This is a genomic window from Cytobacillus dafuensis (assembly GCF_007995155.1).
Classification (GTDB): Bacteria; Bacillota; Bacilli; order Bacillales; family Cytobacillaceae; genus Cytobacillus; species Cytobacillus dafuensis.
In genome coordinates, this window is sequence record NZ_CP042593.1 from 672,592 (window position 1) to 694,831 (window position 22,240).

Annotated in this window: 21 protein-coding genes; 20 read left to right on the top strand and 1 reads right to left on the bottom strand. The window is 36.2% G+C overall.

Features of this window, described 5'->3' with window-relative positions; all coding sequences use genetic code 11:
* Positions 1-326 precede the first annotated feature (326 nt).
* The 8 genes from FSZ17_RS03480 (at position 327) to FSZ17_RS03515 (ending at position 9,268) form a co-directional block, all read left to right on the top strand.
* A complete protein-coding gene (locus FSZ17_RS03480) occupies positions 327-1,610 on the top strand; it encodes a cytosine permease (RefSeq protein ID WP_057776285.1) in 1,284 nt (427 codons plus the stop codon).
* A gap of 13 nt (positions 1,611-1,623) precedes the next feature.
* On the top strand, positions 1,624-2,745 hold the full coding sequence (locus FSZ17_RS03485; protein WP_057776286.1) for an S-methyl thiohydantoin desulfurase family protein: 1,122 nt from the start codon (positions 1,624-1,626) through the stop codon (positions 2,743-2,745).
* The gene (locus FSZ17_RS03490; protein ID WP_057776287.1) at positions 2,735-4,315 is read left to right on the top strand and encodes a hydantoinase/oxoprolinase family protein; all 1,581 of its coding nucleotides are present in this window, start codon (positions 2,735-2,737) and stop codon (positions 4,313-4,315) included. Before FSZ17_RS03485 ends, FSZ17_RS03490 begins: the two co-directional genes overlap by 11 nt.
* 90 nt (positions 4,316-4,405) lie before the next feature.
* Positions 4,406-5,410, top strand: a complete 1,005-nt coding sequence (locus FSZ17_RS03495) for a dipeptidase (RefSeq protein ID WP_057776288.1) — start codon at positions 4,406-4,408, stop codon at positions 5,408-5,410.
* 39 nt (positions 5,411-5,449) lie between these two features.
* On the top strand, positions 5,450-5,983 hold the full coding sequence (locus FSZ17_RS03500; RefSeq protein ID WP_057776289.1) for a helix-turn-helix domain-containing protein: 534 nt from the start codon (positions 5,450-5,452) through the stop codon (positions 5,981-5,983).
* Between the two features lie 656 nt (positions 5,984-6,639).
* Positions 6,640-7,212, top strand: a complete 573-nt coding sequence (locus tag FSZ17_RS03505; RefSeq protein ID WP_057776290.1) for a hypothetical protein — start codon at positions 6,640-6,642, stop codon at positions 7,210-7,212.
* A gap of 444 nt (positions 7,213-7,656) precedes the next feature.
* A complete protein-coding gene (locus FSZ17_RS03510; RefSeq protein WP_057776291.1) occupies positions 7,657-8,499 on the top strand; it encodes a pirin family protein in 843 nt (280 codons plus the stop codon).
* 124 nt (positions 8,500-8,623) lie between these two features.
* The gene (locus FSZ17_RS03515; RefSeq protein ID WP_057776292.1) at positions 8,624-9,268 is read left to right on the top strand and encodes an FMN-dependent NADH-azoreductase; all 645 of its coding nucleotides are present in this window, start codon (positions 8,624-8,626) and stop codon (positions 9,266-9,268) included.
* A gap of 95 nt (positions 9,269-9,363) precedes the next feature.
* Here the strand turns inward: FSZ17_RS03515 and FSZ17_RS03520 are convergent, their stop codons facing one another.
* On the bottom strand, positions 9,364-9,714 hold the full coding sequence (locus FSZ17_RS03520; protein ID WP_057776293.1) for a winged helix-turn-helix transcriptional regulator: 351 nt from the start codon (positions 9,712-9,714) through the stop codon (positions 9,364-9,366).
* A 366-nt stretch (positions 9,715-10,080) separates the two neighbouring features.
* Here FSZ17_RS03520 and FSZ17_RS03525 point away from each other — a divergent pair, with 366 nt between their 5' ends.
* The 12 genes from FSZ17_RS03525 (at position 10,081) to FSZ17_RS03580 (ending at position 22,228) form a co-directional block, all read left to right on the top strand.
* Positions 10,081-11,079 carry an ABC transporter substrate-binding protein gene (locus FSZ17_RS03525; protein ID WP_057776294.1) on the top strand — a complete coding sequence of 333 codons (999 nt, stop codon included), beginning with the start codon at positions 10,081-10,083 and terminating at the stop codon, positions 11,077-11,079.
* A gap of 789 nt (positions 11,080-11,868) precedes the next feature.
* Positions 11,869-12,657 (top strand): Flp pilus assembly protein CpaB, encoded by a 789-nt coding sequence (gene cpaB / locus FSZ17_RS03530; protein ID WP_057776295.1) that lies wholly within the window; start codon positions 11,869-11,871, stop codon positions 12,655-12,657.
* Between the two features lie 26 nt (positions 12,658-12,683).
* Positions 12,684-13,844 carry a CpaE/TadZ family protein gene (locus FSZ17_RS03535; protein ID WP_057776296.1) on the top strand — a complete coding sequence of 387 codons (1,161 nt, stop codon included), beginning with the start codon at positions 12,684-12,686 and terminating at the stop codon, positions 13,842-13,844.
* Positions 13,845-13,866: 22 nt separating this feature from the next.
* The gene (locus FSZ17_RS03540; protein WP_057776297.1) at positions 13,867-15,189 is read left to right on the top strand and encodes a TadA family conjugal transfer-associated ATPase; all 1,323 of its coding nucleotides are present in this window, start codon (positions 13,867-13,869) and stop codon (positions 15,187-15,189) included.
* 32 nt (positions 15,190-15,221) lie between these two features.
* Positions 15,222-16,148, top strand: coding sequence for a type II secretion system F family protein (locus FSZ17_RS03545; protein WP_146846365.1), 927 nt, complete (start codon positions 15,222-15,224; stop codon positions 16,146-16,148).
* 7 nt (positions 16,149-16,155) lie between these two features.
* Positions 16,156-17,094 (top strand): type II secretion system F family protein, encoded by a 939-nt coding sequence (locus tag FSZ17_RS03550; protein ID WP_057776298.1) that lies wholly within the window; start codon positions 16,156-16,158, stop codon positions 17,092-17,094.
* Positions 17,095-17,204: 110 nt separating this feature from the next.
* Positions 17,205-17,447 (top strand): hypothetical protein, encoded by a 243-nt coding sequence (locus FSZ17_RS03555; protein ID WP_057776299.1) that lies wholly within the window; start codon positions 17,205-17,207, stop codon positions 17,445-17,447.
* 35 nt (positions 17,448-17,482) lie between these two features.
* Positions 17,483-18,877: a VWA domain-containing protein gene (locus FSZ17_RS03560; protein ID WP_057776300.1), complete on the top strand. Its 1,395-nt coding sequence runs from the start codon at positions 17,483-17,485 to the stop codon at positions 18,875-18,877.
* A 17-nt stretch (positions 18,878-18,894) separates the two neighbouring features.
* Positions 18,895-19,287: a TadE family protein gene (locus FSZ17_RS03565; RefSeq protein WP_057776301.1), complete on the top strand. Its 393-nt coding sequence runs from the start codon at positions 18,895-18,897 to the stop codon at positions 19,285-19,287.
* Entirely contained in the window at positions 19,288-19,971 is a 684-nt protein-coding gene (locus FSZ17_RS03570) for a hypothetical protein (RefSeq protein WP_057776302.1), read from the top strand.
* 48 nt (positions 19,972-20,019) lie between these two features.
* Complete coding sequence (locus FSZ17_RS03575; protein ID WP_057776303.1) at positions 20,020-21,363, top strand: hypothetical protein; 1,344 nt, start codon at positions 20,020-20,022, stop codon at positions 21,361-21,363.
* Between the two features lie 10 nt (positions 21,364-21,373).
* On the top strand, positions 21,374-22,228 hold the full coding sequence (locus FSZ17_RS03580; RefSeq protein ID WP_057776304.1) for a hypothetical protein: 855 nt from the start codon (positions 21,374-21,376) through the stop codon (positions 22,226-22,228).
* The last annotated feature ends 12 nt before the right edge of the window (positions 22,229-22,240 follow it).

Consider the following 22,240-nt stretch of genomic DNA (forward strand, 5'->3'; position numbering starts at 1 on the left):
CTGCATAATCTTTCGTGGTGCTTTATTTCCAGTTCTACCCTTCTAAACTCTTCTAATATACTATAATCCTCAATTTCTACAAAGAATAAGGATAGCGTCTTAGAAAACGTTCACACATTTGTATAAATGTGTGAACGTTTAATATTTCTTATCTGTTTTGAAAATACCCGTTTTTTTTCCTTCAATATACCCTTAAATTTCTTCCGATAATCGGCTTACAAAACAATAAAGCTTATGTTATTGTACAAACATATTGGAATATTCCGATAATTATGTTAAATTTTTAATATAAGAGAAAAATTACAATATATTAGAGGAGTGACTTTATGGCGAAAAATAACGGAGATTTTGTATCTGAACCAGTACCTTCAAGTGCGCGAAGGCCTTGGTGGGAGATCACGTTTGTTACTTCTGGATTTTGTCTTGCGGTATCAGGGATGTTTGCAGGAGCAGCTTTGACAACAGGAATGTCATTAAGAAGTGTTATCGTTACTATTCTAATTGGTAATCTATTATTAACACTCTATGGAGGATTTATGGGTGCGATTGGTGCTAACACAGGGTTAGCAACCTCAGTGCTTGCAAAACGTACCTTTGGAAAAAACGGTTCTATTATTATGAGTTTGATTTTTGCTGTCACTTTAGTAGGGTGGTTTTCCGTACAAGCTGGATTTTTCGGACAAACGATTCACGCTATGCTGCCAAAGGCTGGGTTTATTACTTCTTCATCCGTTGCTTCAGCCTGGGGAGGAGCGTTAATGATCCTTACTGCATTTATCGGCTATAAAGGAATAAGAATCTTAAGTAATATAGCGATTCCTTTATTGCTCATCTTATCTTTCTTTGGCGTAATTTTAGCAATATCTCATGCAGGGGGCTGGGCAAGCTTAACACCAGAAATTACTAAGCCAATTACTATTATGGAGGGGGTAGTAGTTGTTGTTGGAACCTTTGCGGTAGGAGCCGTGATTCAACCGGATATTTCAAGATTTGCTCGCTCATCAAAGGATTCTTGGTTAGCTATGGCCATTGGAATGTTGATTGCTAATGGTTTCATCGTATTCGCTGGTGCTGTAACCGCGATAGCTATGGGAACAGGAGATTTACCAGCAGCTATGCTTCAATTAGGGCTAGGGATTCCTGCCATTCTTATCCTAATTGCTGCACAGTGGACAAGTAATGATAGCAATTTGTATTCATCATCACTATCATTTACCAATATTTTTAATGTGAAAAGATCGAAGGTTGTAATTATCTTAGGGGCTATCGGTACATTAATGGGTGCAGTTGGAATTGCAAACTACTTTATTGGCTTCTTAAGCACATTGGGTGTTTTGATTCCACCAATTGCTGGTGTTATGATTGCAGACTATTTTGTATTAAATAGGGAGAAGTACAAATTTGATGGAGGAAATAATTACGTTTCTTTCAAGTGGAAATCCTTAATTGCATGGATCCTTGGTGTGGCAGGAGGAGTTTTAATTTCATGGGGAATTCCTTCGTTGAATGCAATAATAATTGCGTTTATCATTCAGATTGCTCTAAACCGTATTGGGGAAAAAACTGATATGGAATTAAATACAACAGCGAATCAGGAACAAAATATTTAATAGAGGTGATAGTATGGCTCGCTTTATAGGTGTAGAAGAAATAGAAGCATTAGCAGTCGGTGCAGCAGTATTAGGAACTGGCGGTGGAGGAGATCCTTATCTTGGGAAAATCATGGCACAGGAGGCCATTAAAGAGTTTGGCCCCGTTACCTTACTCGACCCAAGCGAGGTTCCTGCAGATGCGCTTGTTGTCCCAGTAGCAATGATGGGGGCACCAACGGTTTTTGTTGAAAAAATCCCAAATGGAGATGAAGCACTTCATTCTTTACGGAGATTAGAAGACTATTTAGGTAAAAAAGCATTCGCGGTAATGCCAATGGAATGTGGGGGCCTCAATTCGACTATTCCATTTGTGGTAGCAGCACGTGCTGGGCTTCCAATTGTAGATGCTGATGGGATGGGGAGAGCCTTTCCAGAACTACAAATGGAGACATTTAGTGTTTATGGGGTTTCCGGAACACCAATGGTCATCACAGATGAACGTGGAAACTGGACCCTCTTGAATACGGTTGACAATGCGATGATGGAATATATTGCTCGAGGGGTTGCCGTTCGAATGGGTGGTGTCGGTCATATTGCTGAATATCCAATGACCGGAGATGAAATGAGACGAACCTCAATTCTGCAAACGGTTACGTTAGCAATTGAACTTGGTAAGGCAGTGCTAGAATCAAGTAAGAAAAAGGTTTCACCACTTATTGCAATGGAAGAAGCACTAATAAAATCTGATTATGGAAAACCGATTATTTTGTTTGAAGCCAAGATTACTGATGTTGACAGAACGACAGCTGAAGGTTTTGCCAAAGGAACAGTAAACTTAGAAGGAATCAATGGTAGTGAAGGACATGAATTTAGAGTCGACTTTCAAAATGAAAATTTGATTGCCTATAAAGGGGATCAGGTGTTAGCGACCGTACCAGATTTAATTACTTTCATTGATTTAGAAACGTTTAAACCGTTAACGACTGAAACATTAAGATATGGCTTCCGTGTAGCCTGTTTAGCAATTCCAACACCACCAATTATGCGAACCGAGGAAGCGCTTAAAGTATGGGGTCCAAAATATTTTGGTTATGACCTTCCATTTATACCGGTGGAAAAGCTAAATGAAGGGATGATTGTGAATGGCAAATAACATGTATAAAATTGGAGTTGATGTAGGTGGAACGAATACCGATGCAGTGGTATTGGATCAATATGATCAAGTCATTTCGGCCATTAAATCACCAACCACAAGTGATGTGCAAAGTGGAATTTTTAATAGTATAAAAAAGGTTCTCGATTTATCAGAAGTTAATGTGAAGGATATTGCTTATGTTTCATTAGGTACAACACATGCAACAAATGCTATCATTCGACGGAAGGATCTCTCTAAGGTAGCTATTGTACGTATCTGTTTGCCTGCCGGGAAGGGTGTATTACCTATGGCAGGTTGGGATGAGTCGTTAGTCCAAGCCATAGGGGGAAAATCCTTCTTAATCCATGGCGGATTTGAATACGATGGTCGACCATTATCAGATGAGCTTTTAAACTATGAAGAGTGTTTGGAAATTTTTAAAGAAGTTAGGGAAGAGGGCTATGATTCTATTGCAGTCAGTAGCATTTTTTCACCGGCAAAAGACCTTCATGAAAAGGAATTTGCGAGGCTTGCACATGAATATCTAGGAGAAGATTTCCCTGTTACCTTATCCTCGGAGATTGGCAGTTTAGGATTATTAGAGCGTGAGAACTCTGCAATTCTAAATGCAAGTGTGGTTGCTGTTGCTAAAAAAGCAGCAAATGGATTGGTTGAGGCGTTAGAGCATCTTGGGATTACCAGCAAAGTATTTTTTGCTCAAAATGATGGGACTTTGATGTCATTAGAGCATGCCATCAAGTACCCTGTTTTGACGATTGGATCTGGTCCAACAAACTCTACTCGAGGGGCAGCTTATTTATCAAATCTAAAAGATTGTATTGTCGCCGATATTGGCGGCACGTCAACTGATGTAGGGATTTTGGTTAATGGTTTCCCACGTCAGTCTGCACTTGCTGTTGAGGTGGGAGGCGTTTTAACAAACTTTAGAATGCCTGACTTAATTTCAATTGGGCTTGGTGGAGGTAGTATTGTCACGGTTGCCGGGGATGACATTAAAATTGGACCTGATAGTGTCGGCTACCAAATTAAAGAAAAGGCAATCTGTTTTGGTGGAGAAATCTTAACCGCAACTGACATTGCTGTAGCTGCTGGGGTAGCAGAAATAGATGATCCTAGTTGTGACCCAACGAGGCTAAACTCGCTGGATCCCAGCTTGGTCACAAAAGCAATGGATAAAATTGAAAAAATGGTGCTTGAAGCATGCGAGAAAATCAAAACGTCTCCTGATCCTTTACCAATTGTATTAGTCGGAGGTGGAAGTGTCATTATGCCAGCTGAGAGCAAATCTGTTGAATTGATTAAACCAGAACATTTTGGCTGTGCAAATGCCCTTGGAGCTGCTATTGCTGATGCAAGCGGCGAGGTTGATGGTTTATGGCCGATGGAAGACAAGACTCGCGAGGAAATTATCCAAACAGCAAAGGCTCTCGCGATTGAAAAGGCAATTAGTATGGGGGCTAAACAGGATACCACACAAATTGTTGATTTAGAAGCTGTTCCATTATCTTATCTTCCTGGAAACGTTTTACGGGTGAAAGCAAAAGCAGCAGGGGCATTGCAGCTATAGGGATACAAAATGGGTGGATCATTCCTTAAAGGGGATGATTCACTCTGTCTAAAAATGAAATTATTTGATTGATACAAGGAGTTATCCAGATTGAAAATTTTTGATTTACATTCTGATATTTTTACAGACATAGCGATTCGTAGAGAACGAGGTGAAAATAGGGTCTTTGATCAAGTCCATTTTCCTCGCTTAAAGCGTGGAGGAATTCATGCAATTCTTTGTGTGATATGGGTAGAACCAAACTATCGTGGAAATGAATATGAACGATTTCATGCTATCTTATCACATGTGATGGATGATTTAGCTGAAAGTGAACATGCAGAAATTGTCTCTTTTGCAGCCACTGAAAATAATAGACATTCCAATACAAATAAAATTCAAATCTACTTAGGTCTCGAAGGGTTAACTTTTATGGAAAGATGGGAAGGCCCCAATTCATATGCAAGAATTCAGAATTCAACAGCTGAGCTGGATAAAATTATGTTCAAACACGCTATTTTTTCATGGAATGAAAGAAATTTTTTAGCTGTGGGAACGGGATGTCCAAAAATTTATGATTCGGATGGATTAACATCAGTGGGGAAATTTACGGTTGGTGAATTAGAACAGTCCAGTTGGATTATTGATGTTTCGCATTTGAACGAAAAGTCCTTTTGGGATGTGTATAGTGTTAGTCAACAGCCCATTATGGCATCACATAGCAATTCAAAAGTTCTTTGTAATGTAGACCGTAATTTAACGGACGAACAAATGAAAGCAATTGTATCGACTGGGGGCATTATTGGATTAAATGCCTATGGGGAATTTGTAGATCGGAATAAGCCTACTGTTTCAAGATTCGTTGACCATGTCATTTATATGGCTGATCTTGTTGGAGTAGATTCAATCAGCTTTGGTTTTGATTTCATGGACTACCTAATGGATTATAACCTTGGTGGACCACCTGTTATTTTGACTGAAGGATTAGAAAATGTTACGATGATTCCGAATTTAATCGATAACATGATTAAAAGAGGATTTAGCTCGAAGGAAATTGAAATTATTTGCTTTGATAATGCATTTAACTTTTTACAAAAGATTTATCAAAAAACGTAATCTATTACTCTAGGTACTTATGAAAGGCTGATGTCATTCATGCTTGAAGGAAATCGAGTTAGACTGCTTCGGAATGAACAAAAAATCTCCTTAAAAGAATTATCAGAAAAATCGGGAGTTAGTGTCAGCATGATTAGCCAAATTGAAAGAGGGAATACGGATGTCACCTTAACCACCCTTTATAAAATTTGTAAAGGTCTAGGAGTATCCATTTCTACTCTATTATTTACAAAAGAAGAAACGGCACGAATAATTAAAAAGAAGAATAGAAAGACGATTGTTTTTCCATCTTCAAACACCAAATATCAATTATTAACACCAAATCATGATGGCAGCTTAGAAATGATTTTGGTAGAGTTAGAACCAGGGCAAACAGACCGGAAGCTAGTTGAACATCAGGGAGAAGAGTGTGGAGTTGTCTTAGAGGGAAGCCTTACTGTCATTTTAGGGGATGAAGAGTTTTATTTAGAAGAGGGGGATAGCATATATTTTAACAGTTTAACCCCCCATAGATTTTTAAATAACTCAAGTAATAGATCCTTGTCTATTTGGGCAATGAGTAAGAATGTGTAATTGAAAAAGGATGGACTTTTAAAGGAATGCTTCTGCTTCATTTATTTTTAGAAGCAAAAGTACCGTGCCCATGTTTCCCCGAAAGTAACTCGTTCTGCTCTTCAAAACGCTGGTTCTGTTGCTGCTATGCTTCTAACAACTGAAGCAGTAATCGCTGACAAGCCAGAAGATAAGCCTACAATGCCTGATATGGGTGCTATGGGTGGCATGATGTAATTCACCCCAAAATATACTCAGTAATATTAAGGATTCCACTCGACACCTAAAATTAGGTACCGAGACTTCAAAAAAAGAAGCTTTCATGAGTTCCTCGAACTTTTGAGAAGCTTCTTTTTTTATCTTTTATGATGAGTTGTAAATAAACTTGTGTGTTTCGTTTTTTGAATGACCTAAACTGTCCATTATCTGAAGAAGTTCTACTCCTCCACTCAAGGTATACTAGTATGCGTATGACGTTAAGAATGATGTGTTAAACGCTTTTTAATTGAAGAAATTTCTTTCATAAGCTTTTCATTCGATTTTCAATTGCTTTAACCTAATTGTTAATACATTACAAATATAGTGTATTTTTCAAATGAATCATATTATAATTAATCACATAATTTTAAAAAAATAGATAAAATAAGTTTGGAAAATTATGATTTGAGGAGGGGGTAATGATTCTCAGTATATTTGGTTGGGTCTCATTAGTAATAATTTCTTATATCATTGTTTCTAAAAAAATTAATATTAAAGGATTTATTACATTATTAATAATTCTATTTTTACAAACTTATTTTGCTTTTATCTTTTTGTTCAATAGATTGGAAAGTATAAATAATGTACTAGTATTCTTATTGATTGTAGCTCTTTTTTTATTCATAATTTACTTGCTGACAAGGTACTTTAAAGTAATGGATAAATATCACGAATATTTTAAAAAATCACTAATTTCCCTCTGTTTAATAGGACTGGTATACACAGAATTTTTTAATGGAAGTATAACATTTCATTCCTGGGCAAATTACCAAGAATATGAGGGGAATATCAAAAAGTACTATTTTATAGTTCCTGTAAATATATCTAGTTTTGAATTTGTAGGTGAGCAGGTTTGCATGATAAGTTATCTGCCATTCCACTCCAAAATAATAAAAGTAGAAAATAATAAAGTTTTTTATTACGAACCCAGGGGATTTGGTGAGGGTGGAGATTGGTGGGAATACGGCAAAAAAAAAGCGGAGCAAATATAGTACTTCTAAGACTATAAGGAATAGCTTAAGGTGAGAACCCTAGTATTGAAGTAAGGGGATTCAGATGGGTTAGATAAATACTCATACATTTTTCTCTTAGTGAGTAAAAAATGCTGATTTTTCAAACTAAAAAACTATTTATTAGAAGAAGGTCTTTCATCAGTTTACTGAACCGGTGAGAGGCCTTTTTTCCATATATGATGTCATTTTATTGAAAAGTTCAAAGACCCTTACCTTCAGAGCATTTTATTTAGGTGAAAAATGAGCCTTTATTAAGAAGAAAGTTCAACAAATCCCCTGAGACTCTAAGGGCTTCATGTATAAAATTCATCCACATACCCAATAGTATACTTTTGTATACTATACCACTTTGAAGTGCGTACTTATAAAAAAGTGTATATAAATTTATAATGTTTTTGAACAGTGTAAAGGAGGGATTCGTAGGTGAGCTTCGATAAGCATCGTGATATACAGAAAATATGGACAGTACATGAACGTATATTTAGTGATATTCATCGTGCAGGAGCCATACTTGAGCCGGGAAATTGGGAAGCTTATGACCCCTTTTTATTACTAATGGAAGATAAATTTCAAAAAGGGGCATTTGACAAACATCCGCATCGAGGCATTGAAACATTAACATATGTGATTGATGGCAGTATTGGTCACTATGATAGTGCAACAGGAGCGGGTGGTACATTGCAAAAAGGGGACATGCAATTGATGACGGCAGGAAGAGGCGTTGTTCATAATGAATCTCCTGTAGAAGGAGAAACCGTACACACTCTTCAACTTTGGGTGAACCTGCCAAGAAAAGATAAAATGACAGCACCACGTTATCAAAACATTAAAGCAAAAGATGTTCCCATTCGTAAAGAAGAAGGCGCTACGATTCGAGTATACTCTGGCTCTTCGGGCGATGTTGTGTCTGGCATATTGAATCATGTCCCATTTACTTTTGTAGAAATCCTAGCTGATCAAGGTGCTTCAGTAATCCAAGATTTACCAGGTGATTATAACGGATTTATCTATGTATTAGAAGGCAGCGGCACTTTCGGTGAAAATAGAGTTGAAGCGAATAAAGGGCAAGCGATGTGGTTAGGATCAGCTGATGGTGCAGAAATGAGTCATATTCAAGTTACTGCAAATGAGAATTTGCGCCTTATATTATTTGCTGGGCCTCCACTGAAGGAACCAATTGCAGCACATGGCCCATTTGTAATGAATACAATGGAAGAAATTAAACAAGCTTATGCAGATTATCGAAATGGTACTTTTATTTCGTAAATAGAATAGATCCCAAATCCTTTTTTACACCAATTCGTGAAAAAATGTATATTTTTTATATGCATTTTATAATATAGCTATCTCGCATCTGAGAAATTTAATTAACTAGAGGAGAATTTTAATAATGAATATTTTAGTAGTAAAAGCAAATAACCGCCCTGCATCTGAAGGGATATCTAGCAGAATGTACGAAACTTTTATGGCTGAATTAGAAGGTAAAGATGTAAACGTAACAACTTACGATGTTTATGAAGAAGACACACCATACTTTGGACAAGAGCTCTTCAACGCTTTCGGTAAAGTACAAAACGGTGGCGAATTAACAGACATCGAATCACGCCTTTTAGCTGCAAAACAAAAAGCAATGGACGCACTCTCAGCTGCAGATGTAGTCGTATTCGCATTCCCATTATGGAATTTAACAATCCCAGCTAAATTACAAACATTCATCGATTATGTATACGCTGCAGGATTCGCATTTAAATACACTCCTGAAGGAAAAATGGTTCAATTAATGACGGACAAAAAAGCAATCTTCTTAAATGCTCGTGGCGGTGTATACTCAACACCAGAAGCAGCTCCAATGGAAATGGCTGTTAACTACATGCGCAACGTATTTAGCGGTATCTTCGGTATGCAAATTATCGATGAAGTGATTATTGAAGGTCACAATGCTATGCCTGATAAAGCACAAGAAATCATTGCGGCAGGTATGGAAGAAGTTAAAGCTTCTGCACAACGTGTATTGGAGTTAGCTGTTAAAGCTTAATATTGGTAAGAAGAATTTAATAATTAGTTAAAAAAGTAGGGCAGTCTTCAAAAGTTAATTTTGTAGACTGCCTTTTTGTTACTATTAGGATCTAATTAACTGCTTGCTTTTGAATTCACTTTATTCTTTTTGTGCAGCGTATGTTTTGTTCCCCATTCATGCATAGCCTCTAAAATGGGTTCTAAAGTTTTTCCGTATTCGGTAATTGAGTATTCAACTTTTGGCGGGACTTGAGGGTAGACTTTACGCGAAATGATATCTTCTTCCTCTAATTCTCGCAGTTGGTTTGTTAACATTTTTTGCGTAATCCCAGGTAAACTACGTTTTAATTCGCTAAAACGCAGCGTCCCTTTTTGCAATAAGTGTAATAAAATAATTGGTTTCCATTTACCTACTAAAATACTTAAAGCATCATCTACACGACATAGTTCGGGTTTCTTCTCCATCTAGACATCTCCTTTAGTATCTTTTTGTATACTATATCACTTTAAGGATCGTACTTTATATATATTACTATACTACATAATAACATTAGGCAAGAGAATTAGACTAGAAAAAGAATGACTAGGGGATAGAATCATTACTCCCTTATAAAGATATGTTCATTAGGTCATATCCAAATGAATCTATTTCTTCTATATATGTCTTGATGATAGGACGGCATGGTGCAATCTCATTGGTGAAGATACACCATCTGTGGAAAATAAAAGTTAATTCGTTCAAGAGAGTTGTGTATGCTTATTGTACATGTTATTATCGAAATATTATGAATTATCTTGAAAGTAATCACGGAAAAAATTGGGGGGATTCTAATGAAAAAAGTTTTATCCATTGTACTATGTGGTGTTCTACTAATTCTCGCTTCCTGTGGTACTAACAGCAATCAAACTGGAGGGGGCAATGAAGAAAAGAAAACAGTAAAAATAGGAATCATTCAGCTCGTTGAGCATCCATCATTAGATGGTGCGAGGGAAGGGTTTATTGCGGCATTGAAAGATGCAGGCTATGAGGAAGGAAAAAATTTGAAGTTAGATTACCAGAATGCACAAGGGGATATGAACAATAATATGACGATCGCTCAAAATTTTGTAGCCGATAAAAATGACCTAATTTTGGCCATTGCAACGGCAAGTGCTCAAGCGGCAGTTCAATCAACGAAGGATATTCCTATTTTGTTTACAGCGATAACAGATCCAGTGGGAGCAAATCTTGTTCAGAGCTTAGAGAACCCAGGAGTAAATGTTACGGGGACATCTGATACTCATCCAGATGCTATAAAAAACACCATCAACTCTATTAAAAAGTTTATTCCTGAAGCTAAAAAGGTTGGGATCATCTATAACTCAGGTGAACCGAATTCCGTTGTGAATGTCGAAAAGGCAAAGCAAGTAATAAAAGAAATAGGGTTAGAAACGGTTGAAACAACGATTGCCACCAGCACCGAAGTAAAACAAGCGGCCGAATCATTAGTAGGAAGAGCAGATGTTTTCTACATACCGAAGGATAATACAGTCGTCTCTGCACTTGAATCGGTTATAACAGTTGCCAATGAGAAAAAGATTCCAACCTTTGTCGGAGAAGGCGATTCTGTCAAACGTGGAACATTTGCTTCTTACGGCTTTGAGTACCATGATCTCGGATACACGACCGGAAAAATGGCCGTGGAAATTCTCAATGGCAAAAAACCAAGTGAAATTCCAGTCGGTTTCCCTGAAAATCTAGAGCTATACATCAATAAGAAGGCAGCCGAACAAGAAGGCATTACATTAACTGAAAACATGCTAAAAGGTGCAAAAATAGTAGGAGAATAAGGTAAAAGCACACTGTCCTTTATTTCAAAGGCAGTGTGCTTCTTTTTTTAAAGAGTATTGCATAAAAACAACTAAATCATTCTAAAACACGTTTTAAGCTGCAATATACTTAAATGAATTTATGCTGAAACTATTAACATAAGAAGATTTTCGAAAAAAATTGATAGATTTATAGAGTAGGAGAACCTTGATAGGCATTAGGCTTATCAAGTTTTTTTAATTCATAGAGTTAATGGGTGTATTTGAATTGGCTGACAAACCAACTTAATTGGCTGATAAATGGATAGAATTGGCTGACAAACTAACATATTGGCTGATAAATAGATAGATAGATTTCGCTGATAAACTAACGTATTCGGTGATAAATTTGAAAAACTCTCTGCTGCACACCGCTAGGAAGCCCGTCTAATTACTTACAATCCAAAAGAACTAAATGTTCTATTCTATTCGACAAAATAAAAATTAACTTGTTTACCCAAAAATAATAAAAAAGAACTACAAAATTTTACAATCGTCATATAAAAAGGTGTAATTTCTTCCGTAATCTTTACATAAGTAACAAAAAAATGACCAAAGGACTGTATTGGTTTGGTTCGATATTCCTAATAAATATTTTTGCTTCAAGATAATAACAGGAAAAAAATAACAGACATTTTTCGACATTTTTTTTGGGAGTATTTGACCAAAATATGAACTGGTGGTAAAAAATAGTAAAGAAAAATATAAATTGAAGATAAATAAAATTTTGCAAACTACAAAAATGTAAATTGCTAAGAGAGGTACCATACTATGCTGGAATCAAAAAGGAGAGCAATTATTTTCTTATCAATCTCTTTATTATTGGCTTTTATTGCCGGACTATTTTTCTTGCAGAAAATTAAAGAATTAAATAGTGAATTAGGGGGAATGACGAAAATATATGTGACTGCAACAGATATTCCATCGAGAACATTACTTCAGCCTGACCATGTAAAACAAATAGAAATTCCAAATCGATATGTTAACAATTCACACGTAGTAAATGTAGAGGATTTAATCGACAAGGTTTTGGTTGTACCTTTAGTTGAAGATGATCTTATCACAAAGTCAATGTTAAAACCTGTTTCAAATGCTACGGATGAAAATAATAGATTGGTAACAATGCTTCAATCAGAGCGGATACGTTTTGATGAAGAACTAGAGGGGCTTGATCGGGTAGACATTGTTGTATCACATAAGTTTGATGGCAAACCAGTTACTGAAGTATTTATGAAGGATGTTTTAGTAGCAGGTGTTTCTAAAAGTGGAAAGCAGTTTTCTGGAGTTGCTCTTGAAGTTCCTGCTGATGATGCGCCAAGAATTATTCACATTCAAAATTATGCAGACTCGATTCGAGTATTAAAAGCTAATGTAGGGAAGGCCCCACAATTAAATACTGATATTGAAAATAAAGAGACAGAAGAACAAAAAGAAGAAAAAACTGAACCGCCTCAAGAGCAAAATAAAGAAAATACGGAAACACCAGCTGAACCACCACAAGAACCAAAAAAGGAAAATGCTGAAAAACCGGCAAATGAAAATGAAAATAATAAAAAATAGGATGGAATTGAATTTGGAGGATGCAAATGAGTGCTGATATCAAAATTTTACTCGCAGGTGATCAAGAACAATCAAAAACTCATTTAAGGGGTGTATTAAATAGCTTCGAAAAAGTTGATATGATCTCTTATCGTGATTTGAAGGCAGAGCTGGATCGCCTGGCACCAGATTTAATTTTTTTAATTGAATCTGATAAAGAATCTTCTGCAGATGCAATTGAATATATCCATGCCGTTAATCCAATGGCTCTAGTTGTGTTTATAGCATTCTCCCAAAACTTTGATGTATTAAAAAGTGTGATGCGGGCAGGGATCATTGATTTCTTTATACTGCCTGATGAAAATGCGATGCTATATGGCCGTTTAGATAGCATTGTTCAAATGGTCGTTCAACGTAAAAAGCAATTAATGGAAACTGCTGTTTCAAGCCAGTCTTTTAAAAGAGGAAGAGGCAAAATTTATTCTTTTTACAGTGGAAAAGGTGGTTCGGGAAAAACACTAATCTCAAGTGCGTTTGCTCAAACTTTGAAATTTGAATCCACTGCCCAAGTAATCTTTATCGATTTAAATTTACACTATGGCGGTGCTGAAGCCTTTCTATCTATCGTTTCCAATCGTTCGTTTGCAGATCTTATGCCGGTAATTGATGAGCTAAATGAAAGTCATATTCGAAATGTATCCCAGGTTGAAAAGCTTTCTAAATTAGAAGTCTTACTTAGTCCGCGTGATGCCGAAGTAGCGGAGCATTTACCAGAAGGGTTTATTGCAAGGCTTTTGAGAACATGTAGGAGAAGTTATGACTTTGTAGTAGTAGATTTGCCAGTAGCAATGAATATTCATTCATATGCGGCTCTAGAAGAATCCGATAAGATTTTTTATATATTAAATTTGGATACTCCTTCTATTAATACTTTGAAACAAGTTGAAGGATTGTTTAGAAGATTAGGGATTGAGACCGAGGGAAGATTGGAAATTCTCATTAATCAGGTTGGGAAAGAAAATGAGATCAAGCCTAATGATGTGAAGAATATTATTTCTTACCCTATTGCAGCAAAATTCCCTCGTGATTTTAAAGGGGTGCAGGCCCACATCAATAAAAGTGAACCTTTTAGAAAGGAACCTAATGAAAAGAAATTAATCCCATTTGCAAAAGGAATTAGAAAATGGGTTGTTCAAATGGTGGAATAACTCTTAAAAGGATTGATGACAGATGTCATTATTTGAAAGAAGAACAACTAGGTTAAAAAATGAACATAGAGTTAATTATGAAAATCAATATATAAGTGAGTTAGTCGATCATTACAAAACGAGAATTTTACGTGAAGCGAATTTAGAACTACTAACAAGTCTTCCTCAAGGCGAAATGAGATTAAGAATTGAACAGCTCATCAGCCAATTTATGAGTGAAGAAAAAGTGATTATTCCAAGACTTGATAAAGAAGAGTTATTGACACGAATAATTGATGAATCAGTTGGTTACGGGCCGTTAGAGCCATTGTTGGATGATCCAACAATTACAGAAATATTAATTAATGGCCATAAAGAAATATATATTGAGAAACTTGGTAAGTTACAGTTAGCTCCAGTTATCTTTAAGGACGACAATCATGTGCGACATGTCATTGATCGAATTGTTGCACCCATCGGTAGACGAATTGATGAAAGTTCGCCAATGGTTGATGCTAGACTACCCGATGGAAGCCGTGTAAATGCGGTAATTCCTCCAATTAGTTTAATTGGCCCAGTAGTATCAATAAGAAAGTTCAGAAAAGAGCCTTTTCAAATGACCGATTTACTTAACTTTGATTCGTTAAACAATGAAATGTCTATATTTTTAGATGCGGTTGTTAGGGCAAAGTTAAATATTTTGATATCGGGCGGTACAGGTAGTGGTAAGACAACATTGCTAAATGTATTAGGTAACTCTATTCCGAATGGAGAAAGAATTGTAACGATCGAAGACTCTGCAGAGCTGCGTCTCGATAAGCAGAATGTCGTTGGATTGGAGGCAAGGCCACCAAATGTGGAAGGCACAGGTGAAATTACGATACGTCATTTAGTAAAAAACTCACTAAGGATGCGTCCTGACAGAATTATTGTAGGAGAGGTTCGTGGCGCAGAAGCATTTGATATGCTCCAAGCGATGAATACGGGTCATGAAGGATCTATTACAACTGTCCATGCAAATACTCCCTTTGATGCGTTAAGACGTGTGGAGGGTATGGTTGTAATGGCGGGGATGGATTTACCTACTCATATTATTCGAGAGTATATTGTAGGAGCACTCGATATTATTGTTCAAGGAGAAAGGCTAACCGATGGAACAAGAAAAATAACATCCATTTGCGAGATTCATAGAGAAGACAGCGGAGAAATTGTTATTAAAGAAATATTTAAGTTCAAAAGAATTGGCATGAAGAAGTCTGGTGAAGTAGAGGGATATTTTACACCTACAGGAGTAATACCGAGGTGTATAGAAAGAATTAATATGTTTGGAATTTCTCTTCCAAACAATCTTTTTGAAAGTAAATAGGCAGTTCAGAATGATGCAGGGGGGTGTACCAATTGGAGATTGCTGCTATATTTGGAATTTCGGTTTTATTTTTTATTTGGGGTTTTTATAATCTGTTGGGCTTTAGAAAAGAGAAACGAGAAATCACTAAGAAATATGAAAAAATGTTCAAGAAAGAAAATGGAAGAAGCAGCTTTATCTCAAAACTAGGTGACCGGTTCGATGAAACCCCATTTGCAAAGAATTTTAAGATTAAATTATTACATGCAAATATTTTAATACTTCCATCTGAGTTTTTTGCCATTTTACTATTTTGCTGCTTTGCCATTGTCATTATCTTAATGTGGCTCTTTTCCTTGAAGTTTAGCATTAGCTTAATATTGGCAGTCATTATCAGTTTAGCATCCTATTGGCTTTTATTTTTAGTACGAAGAAACAAATATATTGAAAAATTAAATGATCAGCTTGCTGAAGTATGCAGATTGCTAGGAAATAGTACAAAGGCAGGTATGACGATTAATCAAGGAATTGAAGTAGTTGCTGCAGAGGTAGGATTTCCAGCAAGAGATGAGTTTAAGGAACTCGCCCATAATTTAAGGCTAGGAGTAGACTTTGAACGGGCATTAAAGGAAATTGAAAAGCGAGTGCCGACAAGAGAGTTCAAATTATTTATTGCAGCACTGCTTATACAAAAGAAGTCAGGTGGAAACTTAACAAAGGTCCTTGAGGAAATGGCTAAAACGCTTGAAGAACGAAAAATTTTAAGGCAAACCATTAAAACGGCTACGGCGGAACAACGATTTATTTCATATATATTACCCGCAATGCCGATATTCTTAATTTTAATGCTAAATTCTATGATGGAAGGTTTTGTAGATTTAATTTTTACAATTCCTGGAGCTATTTTAACAACAGTGTTTTTAGTGGGAATGGTCATTTCATTCATACTTGTAAGAGCTGTTACTAATATAAGGGTGTAGAAGAGTTATGGACGGAGTAATACTTACATCAATTTTATTATTTTGGTTGTTTTTGGTATTGAGTTTTGTGAATTTTTATAGTTATTCAAAAAATAAAGAAACACTTAAAGTGCATATCAATGAAGTTGCTATGACGCAGCAATTAATGAAGGTAAAGAAAAAATCAACTCTCGATCGATTCATTATCTTTCTATCACGCTATGCTGATGACTTTTCAGCGTTAGGAGAAAGAATTAATTTTTATAGTGAGTCACCCGATGTTGAAGTGCTGCTAATAAAGGCAGGGAATCCTTATGGATTATCAGTCGCCCGATTTCAGGGATTTAAAATTGTTTGTGTCATTCTCGGATTCATCATAGGAACTTTTCTGTTTTTTTTAGGGTTCCCCTTTGCAAATGTTTTTTTTGTTACACTGCCATTTATAGGTTTTTTTATCCCCATTTTTTTAGTAAGGGGAAAAGCGAAAAAACGCCAAGAACTTCTTAGAAGAGATTTACCTGACTTCCTGGATACCGTAAGTATAAGTCTGCAAGCTGGTTCTGGATTGGACGGAGCTATTAAGGAGGTTATTAGCTATTATATTGGGCCAATTCAAGAAGAGTTTTCGCGGTTTATTCAAGAAATAGAATTAGGTGTACCTAGAGAAAAAGCTTATACAGAAATGCTTAATCGAAACGATAATGTGGATTTCCAAAATGTCATTAAATCGCTAATTCAAGGGTCAAGATTGGGAGTGCCAGTCGCTACAACCTTTCGAAACCAAGCGAATGAAATGAGAAGAATAAGCTTAGAGCAAGTAAAGGAGAAAGCGGCTAAAGCATCTCCAAAGGTTACCCTTATTACATCATTCATTATTGCGCCATTAATCATGTTAATGATATTAGGGTTAATCATTCTTAATATGATTTATGGGGAAGATAGCATATTTAAACTATTTTCAAACTAGTATGAATCATTGAAAGGGGTGATGCTTCAAGTATTAAACTCTAATACTTAATGCATTTGGGAAGGCTATTTTATTTGATTGAAAACTAATAGTATTTGAGGAGGAAAAAAATGAAAAAGAAACTGATTGAAATGAGAGAAAGAATGAATAACCAATTAACAGCAATGTATGTTGGCATTAAGGGAAGAGTGGCCAATGAAAAGGGAGTTTCCACGATTGAGTGGGTTGGATTGGCAGCTGTCATTATTGCATTAATGTTCGCTCTTGCTACAGCAATGAAGGGCAGTGGTGGGGATTTAGCAGAAACTATCATTAATAAATTGAGAGAAATGATTGAAGGCATCAATACTTGATTATTTTATAGAAATAATGTGAGAGGAGGGAAAACATGCCTAGATTTTATACTCCTGCAGCTATTATATTTATTTGCTTTATCTTTTTGGTTGGTTGCCAAGAAAAAAAGGGAAACGTTGATGAAGTAAAAGATAAAGAGGTTACGAAGGTTGAAGTTGAAAAAGAACCAGATGAAGAAACAACAACGGAGCCAGTGGAAAGCCCGTTTAATTTAAATGCTCCAAAAATGCCTAGTACTCTTGAGGAAGTTGTTTCCTATCCAGTAGGATTGTTCGCATCTAAGGACACCAAAGTAAAAGATGAAGCTGTTCAACAAGCGTTAGATGCAATCCCTCCTATTTCTGAAACGGCTAGTGATGAGGAGCTGTCGAGTTTATTAGCATATGTATACTCACTTTACAAGATGGATTACGATGATCCAAAAGTAATCATTGATTCATTAAGTATTGCTACAACACCTGATTCAGATGAAATCTCAAAAGAAGAACAAACGGAAACATTTAATGTAGAAATTATTCTTGATGCTAGTGGCAGTATGAAGAAAATGATAGGTTCCAAGTCAATGATGGACATTGCCAAGGAGGCTATCAAGGAATTTGCCTCGTCATTACCTGAAGAAGCAAATGTTGGTTTGCGAGTATATGGACATAAAGGGACAGGTTCTAATGCTGATAAAGCAATGTCCTGTGCTGCAAATGAACTAGTTTATCCGATTCAGCCATACAATAAATCGGGGTTGACAGATGCACTAGGAAAATTTAATCCAGCGGGCTGGACACCTCTTGCACAGTCATTAATTGAAGCACAGCAAGACTTATCCCAATATAAGGGTGAAAATCATCGGAATATTATTTACTTAGTAAGTGATGGGGTTGAAACCTGTGATGGTGATCCGATCGCTGCAGCAAAAAGTTTAAAGGCTTCGGAGATTTCCCCAGTTGTGAATATTATTGGATTTGATTTAGAAGGTAAGGATGAGCAGCAATTAATGGCAGTAGCTGAAGCAGCTGGCGGAACCTATGTAAATGTCCGTAATCAAGAGCAATTAAAGAGCCAATTCAATCAGGCCTCAGCAGACGCATATAAATGGATGACTTGGTATCAAAAAGAACAGTCAGGAATTTTTAAAAATGCAGATAAACAGAAGACGTCTATTTACAAACTTTCAAACTCTTGGAAAAATAATATTTCTAAAGAAAAATATTTAATTTCTTTTTCTCTTCAAAGTCTCTATACAAAGAAGAAGATTACAAAAGAGCAGGAATTAACAACGTATAAAAAGGCAGAGGAATTCTATGATCTTCATTACGGTTTAGTTGAAGAGATGAAAAATACATTGATAGATGCAAGGGATGAGAATTTAGCTTCGTCATTGGAAGAAATAAAAGAACTTTACAATAAAAATGTCTCTCCAGGAAAAAAAGAGTAGGGGGACTTGATGAGTAGATGAAGAAATTACTTAAAAATGAACGGGGGTCAGCCATCATTGAATTCGTTTCAATGGTGCCCCTTGTCTTACTTTTAATGATGATTCTTTGGCAATTTCTTGTTGCAGGCTATGCAGTAATCATTACTCAATCTGCTGCAAATGAAGCAGCAAAGGTGTATTCTGTTACAAAAGATAGCACAGAAGCAAAACATGCTGCAGAAAAGATTATCAATTCAGCAAAAGCTACGTTAAAACTAAGTGGAGATAATGTCATTAATTCCTCGGGTTCAAGGAATTTTGAAGCAAAAGTAAAAGTAGATATGACCCTAAAGTTTTTACCCAAAAAGTTTTTGGGCGCCGTTCCACCGATAACCTTTGAAAAATCAATTAGCGGTAGGACGGTGGAGTAAGTGAAAAATGTAATAGCAAATGAAAAGGGCAATACCATGATATTCATGCTCGGTTCTCTAAGCATGCTAGTATTAATGTTTGTCATTATTGGAAGCTTTGCAAATGTTTTTATAATAAAGGAAAAAGCGTCAAATAATGCTGAACAGGCAAGCATGGCAGCATCGGGAGAAGTGTTAGATGGCTTAAAAAATGCTATCGAATTATATGATGCCTATCAGTTAATACATTATACAGCGATGGAAAGATATGATTTGTATCTTGAAGACTCTATTAAAATTCAATTAGGAAAATATATAGAACTATTTAGGGGCTCTAACCCTGATTTATCACAAATAGAAATAACTCATAAGGCGGTAAATAAAGTTATCGAATCAAAGTTGCCTGGAATTGCAGGTGCTTTAGAAGGATTTGTAAGCAGTGAACTTGCAAGTTCGACTGTTCGAGTCCATCAAGTTGTAAGCGAAAATATTGAATCCAACAAAGGTGAACTTTCTGGAACAAAAATTAAGTTATTTAATGATAATAATAGAGTTGAAGTCATTACTGCAACAAAATATAAAGCTGTCAAGTATGACGAATTGTTTCCAGATGATAAAAGAAAGATAAAGCAAAAAGGTGAAGGGCTAAAATTTGAATTTCTAAATGGTTTTGGCAATTACAATTGGGAATATACCTTCCCGTAAAAAGCATGAATTCTTTCATAATTTATATTGGTAGAAAGGAGTGAAAAAATGAAGAGATTAACAAGAATAGTGTTTGCTGTTATAGCAACCTTTACTTTATTGTTTATTAATGTCGGAGCTTTCACTATGCATGCCTTTGCTTGGGAAGATTCGAAAACGTGGAATACTGCGCCATCCTGGAATAATGAGCCAACATGGAAAACCCCGCCTAAATGGGAGTCTCCTAAATGGAAATCTTCTGGGTGGAATACACAGCCATCATGGAAAACATCACCAAATTGGCAGAACCCAGGATGGGAATCGTCACCAAATTGGCAGAACCCTGGGTGGGAAAATCAGCCGTCGTGGGAAAACCAGCCCAATTGGCAATCGCCTGGATGGGAAAACCAGCCATCATGGGGAAATCAACCAAATTGGAACGAACCGAACTGGAAAGATCCTAATTGGCAGAATTCTGGATCGAATCAACCGCCAGGTCAAAATAGCGATGGAAGCAATAGTCATGACCCCACATCTCCAGATGGATTACAGCCAAATGTACCGGGTGATCAAAACTCCCCAATACCACCTAATGATCAAAATAATCCACAATCAAAAGACCAGACTAATAATCAAGTAGACTCGGATAAGGATAATAAAAATAATACTAATAAAGACAATGCCGATAACTCGACTGATGACTCGGAAGCTCCCTTTTGGGATTTTAAGCCTGTTACCGATAAAGATGCAATAAAATTTATCGCAAAGGATATTGTAGGCGGAAATATTGAATTTATCTCCAAAGGTCTGAATGAGAATTTAACTCTTGAGGACTATCTTAAAAACAGAAATAAAATGGGGATTTCCGGTTTTAAATTAATTACTAAAGGTGATCCGACGGTTGGTGCACTTTATGATGGGTATGACTTAGTTAAAAAGTCAAAAGAAACCTATGATAAGTACAAAACCTATAAAAGTGTAAAAGAATTAGATAATTTAAGAAAAGCTGGAAATTTAATTGAATATGCAAGGCAAACTCAGGAATTGGCCGAAGCAGGAAAATCCTTCTCAGCGGGAAATCCTGTAGTTTCTGCTATTACAATGCCATTAACCATCTGGGATACTGTAGATAATGTTAATAAGTTGAATAATGCTAAAACTGCCGAAGAAAAAACTGATGCAAAATGGGGATTGGTCGATAATGCTGGCAGTTTTATAACAGGAGCAGCACCTTTTGTGGCGATGATTCCAGGCGCTCAACCGATTGCGGCAGGCATGATTGTTGTAGGAACAGCGATAAGTGCAGTTAGCTTAGGTAGAAAGCTTTGGAAAAACCGCAAAGAAATCTGGGAAAATGTTACGAAAAAGGGTAAGAAAGCGTGGAATTGGTTAACATCGAAATTTAAGGGGTGAGTAGATAGTTTTGATTAATACAAAACCTACAAAACTACATATAAAAAATATCAAACAGTACAAGAACCTATTAGAAAAGTGGGATATGTGGGACTTTGCCTATTTTGATGGAAATGACTATTATTTTCTTACTCTTTACGACCACATGTTAAAAGGAATTTCAGGTTATTTAATATTAGATTATGAAGGAAATGTCCTTCCTTTTGAAAAGGCTGAAGTTCCGGCTACCGCACTGAATAGATTTAATACGATGATCCATGGTGCTATGCAGGAAATGGTGCCACAAATGTTGAAAAACATGGATCCATATAAGGAGGTGGTCTCCTTACTAACACAGCATAAATCGGATTTGATTTGGAGAGATCCTGAACTTGCATCGTCTATTGAAAAGGTAATACGCTATACTACACATGCCCTCGGAATCAGTAAAAGAACTGAAGATATCGTAAACACTTTAGGCCACTTACAGAATATTGCAACGAAGGAACAAGGGTATTTTAATAATGAAATTCTAAATGAGATGAGAAATGAATGTATAAAGTATAATGTCATGATGTATGAGTATGGTCTGAATGAATTCGAATTAATGGATGATTATGAGAAGATTATAAAGAACTTAAATGAGAAACCTTCCGATATCCCATCATCAGCACAGAAAAAGATAATCGCCCTTTTAACTGCTTCTATACAATCAAATAAGGGGGCACTGACAAAGACAATGAAAGTCTTTGAGGATGAATTTAAGGAAATGAATGTTCATATAGATCATGCAAACCTAGAACAATCATTTGATAAAAAGATGGAGAGAAGTAGAGTGAAGGCATTTGAAGAAAAAATAGGTCCTAAAATTAGAAATCCAAAATAATGGTAGGTTAAG